The 1,756-nt window shown below is 55.3% G+C and carries 3 pseudogenes; 2 read left to right on the top strand and 1 reads right to left on the bottom strand.

What is annotated here, in order from left to right:
* Positions 1 to 293: pseudogene (locus tag AWB81_RS48130) on the bottom strand (glycosyltransferase); the annotation flags it as partial.
* 469 nt (positions 294 to 762) lie between these two features.
* Between AWB81_RS48130 and AWB81_RS48125 the strand changes: the two are divergent.
* Positions 763 to 1,024: pseudogene (locus AWB81_RS48125) on the top strand (transposase); the annotation flags it as partial.
* Positions 1,025 to 1,679: 655 nt separating this feature from the next.
* Positions 1,680 to 1,756 (top strand): annotated as a pseudogene (locus tag AWB81_RS49265) (IS6 family transposase); the annotation flags it as partial.

The following is a 1,756-nucleotide window of genomic DNA, read 5'->3' as shown; positions in this document are numbered from 1 at the left end:
GCCGCGAAGAGACCCGCAAGCCCCGAAGCGATCGTACCCTGTGAGATTAGCAGCTTGTCAAGACTCAGTGCGCGCAATGTCCCGCTCGTCGAGCGAACCGTACGAAACAATTCAAAGAGATTTCCGCGTAACAATTCGGCCGTGTACGACAAGCCGACGATGTGGGTCTTCGGGCGATTCCGCGCTAATACAGCGACGAAGTTATGAAGTGACTCGTTCGAAATCGGTACCAAAACGTGCAGCGTCTCAATGTCCTCGCTATCGACAATTGCCAGCATGAGGCGCTTAAGCATTTCTTCGTGGCCTCCGTTGATGCCCGAATCGCAATATATTCCTAACTTCAACTTCAGGCCCCCCATTCTTACAGCTTGTTAGCGAATCGGCTGAGCGAAGGTTGAGCTCAGGTTGGCTTAGTTACTGGGCAGTCGTGATTTGATTCCTCATATGAGTTGAGCTCAACCGCGCGCTTTCCATCCGTGCCGCGTGGTATAAGCTCTCGACTTTACCGTATGACGCAGGCGCGGTCTGTCTCAGTGCGCGAGGACACACAGAGCCGGCTTCCGGCTAATAGCAAGATCAACAGCGATTAACCGCTTCGATCGATGGCTAAGGAGTTGATCGTTGGAGCCAGCATGTTGTCTCGAAATTGTTGCAGAGAAAGGTCGGCGGGTTCGCAGAGGGCGCCGGGATTTCGGACAGGTTGGTAAGTGGAAATGCTGGGGCGTGAGTCGGTCATAATGCCCGGCAACAAGGAACCAGAAGATGACGAAACGAAACCGACGGACACGGTCAGCGGCGCTCAAGTCAAAGATGGGCACTCGAGGCGCTCAAGGGCGACAAGACGCTAGCAGAGCCGGCCCAGCAATTTGATGTCCATCCGAACCAGATCACGGACTGGAAGAAGCAGTTGTAGGAGCGGGTTGCCGATGTGTTCGAAGCGGGCAACGCGGGGCCGGCTGCACTGCCCGTCGACGTGAAGGTGCTGCATGCGAAGATAGGGCAGTTGACATGGGAGAATGATTTTCATATGGCCTGTTTTTGCAAGCAGGACGAGCGCCGTTCTCGCTGCCGCGATATCGAGTGTCAACGTATCCAACCTGATTGGTAACGCGGCAGACGGGCTTTTTATCGACGATGGATCGAGCTCATATCCGCGGGCTGGTTACCGCATTTCATCTTTCCGTCACGGGGCTACCTCGCTCTTAACCACGGAGATCACGCAGTCGCGTGCTCACAAGAAAATCTGGAGGGTTCCCCACATCGCGCCCGGTGCCGCGTTACCGATCAGGTGGAAGATAGAGATCTTGCGATAGCAGCTCTTTTACTGAAATGACGTGGATAACAAATTGCTGAAATGTTCAGGCTGGCTGCAGTCGCGTTCCGATGTCCTAGATGAATCCGCATAGTTCACGAGCGATTGCAGCGCACGTCTTGTCCTGATGTCGGCCTCGTGCCCTAAGGCGGCGGAATCTTTGGCAGAGCCGAAGCTGCGCTTTCCACGCGATGTCGATGATGTGCCGAGGTTGCCCTTCCAGCCGAGGCTGGAGCGATTCACCGATTCTCGCCGGCAACCGGTAATTCCATGCTACCTCGACGAGTATCCTGCGCACGTGCGTGTTGCCCGTTTTCGTCAGGTTGCGCCGTTGCTTTGAGTTTCCGCAACGGTCAATCTGGACGGTTCGAAGTACCTGAACAGCCGGATCGAGCAAGATCATCGGCACATCAAAACGCGGGGTGAACGTGATGCTCGGGTTCA

Origin of the sequence: Caballeronia arationis, assembly GCF_001544975.2 — a bacterium.
Lineage (GTDB): Bacteria > Pseudomonadota > Gammaproteobacteria > Burkholderiales > Burkholderiaceae > Caballeronia > Caballeronia arationis.
Note: the sequence above shows the minus strand (reverse complement) of the source record. Positions and strands in the feature narration are given on the sequence as shown.